4 protein-coding genes and 1 pseudogene are annotated in these 2,584 nt (G+C 60.7%); 3 read left to right on the top strand and 2 right to left on the bottom strand.

Annotation, left to right across the window (positions count from 1 at the left end):
- The first annotated feature begins 76 nt into the window (after window positions 1-76).
- Window positions 77-532, top strand: coding sequence for a DUF2934 domain-containing protein (locus AC5JJ6_RS08635; RefSeq protein WP_496041643.1), 456 nt, complete (start codon window positions 77-79; stop codon window positions 530-532).
- 70 nt (window positions 533-602) lie between these two features.
- Complete coding sequence (locus AC5JJ6_RS08640) at window positions 603-770, top strand: hypothetical protein (protein WP_496041645.1); 168 nt, start codon at window positions 603-605, stop codon at window positions 768-770.
- Between the two features lie 207 nt (window positions 771-977).
- Here AC5JJ6_RS08640 and AC5JJ6_RS08645 read toward each other — a convergent pair whose 3' ends face one another.
- Both AC5JJ6_RS08645 and AC5JJ6_RS08650 read right to left on the bottom strand, forming a co-directional pair.
- A complete protein-coding gene (locus AC5JJ6_RS08645; protein ID WP_496041646.1) occupies window positions 978-1,658 on the bottom strand; it encodes an IS6 family transposase in 681 nt (226 codons plus the stop codon).
- Window positions 1,659-1,700: 42 nt separating this feature from the next.
- A pseudogene (locus AC5JJ6_RS08650) lies at window positions 1,701-1,796 on the bottom strand (transposase-like zinc-binding domain-containing protein); the annotation flags it as partial.
- A gap of 399 nt (window positions 1,797-2,195) precedes the next feature.
- Between AC5JJ6_RS08650 and AC5JJ6_RS08655 the strand changes: the two are divergent.
- Window positions 2,196-2,564: a DUF6481 family protein gene (locus AC5JJ6_RS08655; protein WP_496041644.1), complete on the top strand. Its 369-nt coding sequence runs from the start codon at window positions 2,196-2,198 to the stop codon at window positions 2,562-2,564.
- Window positions 2,565-2,584: the final 20 nt, after the last annotated feature.

The raw sequence follows: 2,584 nt of genomic DNA on the forward strand, positions 1-2,584 counted from the left end.
TGCGGCTCTCGTGACTTAGGCTGCAACACGGTATTTCGTCGCCCGCGGGCGGCACGGCTTGAGAAGGAACAGTGTTATGGAAAAGCGTCTTGTGGACGTATTGGACAGCAAGGGATTGGTTATTCACACCTACCCCATCACGCTCGACGAATCAGGTGGAGCCGCGACCGAGGCTCAATTCAAGGCCAAGGCATTGGAGGCAGCTGCCCACGGACAGTTGGTCCCCGATGCCGAACTCGGAAGCTTAACCGCTCGAATGCACCTCAGCCGGGGAGGCCCGATGCAGCCCTACGGGGACGAAATAAGAACCGATTCAGAAACGAAATCCGGCCTGGAAGAGGCTGTCCGCAAACGTGCCTACTTCCTTTGGGAACAGGAAGGCCGTCCGGAAGGACGAGCGGACGAATACTGGGATCGTGCTCTCGACCAGCATCTCCGTGAGCGTGCCTACGTGTTGTGGCAACAAGAGGGAAGTCCCGAGGGCGGCGCCGATGAATATTGGCATCGGTTGCGTGAGTTCCAGGATAGCTGAGCCCCGCAGTACCGGGTTGGGCGACTGTTTTAGCTCTGCAGCCCGGTACTTTGGGACTATGATGATGCAGATGATTGGCACCTTTCTCGAGTTCGAGCGGGCCATGATCGGTGAGCGAACCCGGGCGGGCCTGTCGCCGGCGCAAGCTCAACTCCGTCCAGCAGGCCGATATCATCGACAACGTTCTGTTTGGCCGGAAAACCGCCGCGCAGATGGCCCGCCTCTACAGCGTCAGTGAAGCAACAGTCTCACGCCTCATGGCTGTCCATCGACACGCCGTGTTGCCATGGTAGGTCCGTCAACAATGTACTGTCCCGATAGCGCATCCCGGCTGTTGAACGGATACCATGGACAATGTCGTACCGACCGTGCTCCATCAGCATGGTTCTGTCAGGTTTCGGGACGAGTTGCGCATCTGACAGGCGTATGACTACCAGAAGCTGTATCATGCTGCGGAGATCAGATCCCGCAGCGCGGCCACGCGCTGCACCTGGATGACCCGCCGACGGGCGAGCGAGATGGTCTGGTTGATGTAGGTAGCCGGGCGCGGGAAGTTGCGGGCTTCGTCGAAGGCGCGGCAGAAGCGATGAGCTGCATCAAAGTTCTTGAACCCGCGCATCGACCGGTAGCGTCCTTTTATGCCCCGGTGATTCTGTTCGATCACGTTGTTTTTATACTGACTGGTGCGGTGATCAACGTCCATGCCGAGTTCCTCGGCGATGGCCCTGGGATAGCTGGTGTGTCCGTCGGTGGTGACCTGCTCGGGCTCGACCTGGGTGACCGACCTGGCGGAGCGAAGGAAAGCCTTGGCCGCTGCCATGTCGCGGTTTTCGCTGAGGTAGACGTCGACCAGGTTACCGTCGCGATCGATCACCCGGTACAGATAGCACCATTCGCCGGCGACCTTGAGGTAGGTCTCGTCGACGTGCCAGCATCGGCCGGCTTTGCCGGCGCGCCGCTTGCGCAGGCCTTCGGCGAGCAGTGGCGCCAACTTGGCTTCCCAATCCCGCACCGCCTCGTGGGTGAACACGATGCCGCGGATCAGGAACATCTCCGCCAAGTCGCGCAGGCTCAGCTTGTAGCGCAACCTCCAGAAAACCACGAGAAACATGATGTCGGTCGGCACTTGGACCCGGTTGAGTGCCGTGCCGGTCCGCTCGTTGAACCGCCGCCCGCAACCCCGGCACCGGAACCGCCGGAAGCCATGAACCGTTCGCCCCTCCCGCTCGGTGGTCGACGACGAGTGGCAGTGTGGGCAGTCCATGGCGACTCTCTTGATCCCTTAAAATCGGGCCGGGAACCTATCCACTAGGGGCGCTTTCGGCAAGCTGCCCTGAGATCTGACAGAACCGACCAAAGCACTCGAACTTTCCGAGTGTCCCGCCAGATCGCCTGACCTATGTGGGAAAAGACGAAAGTCGCCAACTCCTTCATTTCTGCATCAAAGTTTCTTCTCATCGCTTCACTGCTGGAGCGGGGCGCCGAGGGCGCGGAATTGGAGGGTCTGCTTCCCGCGACAAACCGTTTACGAGAGGCGTACGAAGGCGCTAAGAGACTAAACCGGAACGGGTTTTACCCCCGATTCGGCTCGGGCCGATGGCGGCCGATCAACGCCGCAGTCTGCTGAGACAACGGTGAAGTCAGAGAACATGGATTGAACGAGATGAGCGGTATCAAGGAAAAGGGTTTTAACGAACGGCTGAGCGCCGCTGCGGAAGCCCGAAAGGTTCAGTTGAACAAGTTCCGCGCGAAGCCGGGGCCGGATGACCCTGCAGTTGTCGAACGGCAAGCAGCCCGACGGGCCGCAGTCATCGCTCGGGAGGTCCGGGCCACCGAGCGGAAGATCGCCAAGGCCCAGCTGGCCGCCCAAGAGGCCGAACGGCATGCCGCTGAGCAGGCCGAAAAAGCCATGCAGGAAGCGGATGCTTTGCAAAAGGCCGCAGACCAGGCCGCGCGCGACGTCACCTCCCTGACGGAGCAAAAAGCCGCCCGTGACGCCCGCTATGCCGCCCGCAAGGCGCGGCAACGGTAACCGTATAACGTTGTATGGAC

This window comes from Skermanella sp. (assembly GCF_059503625.1).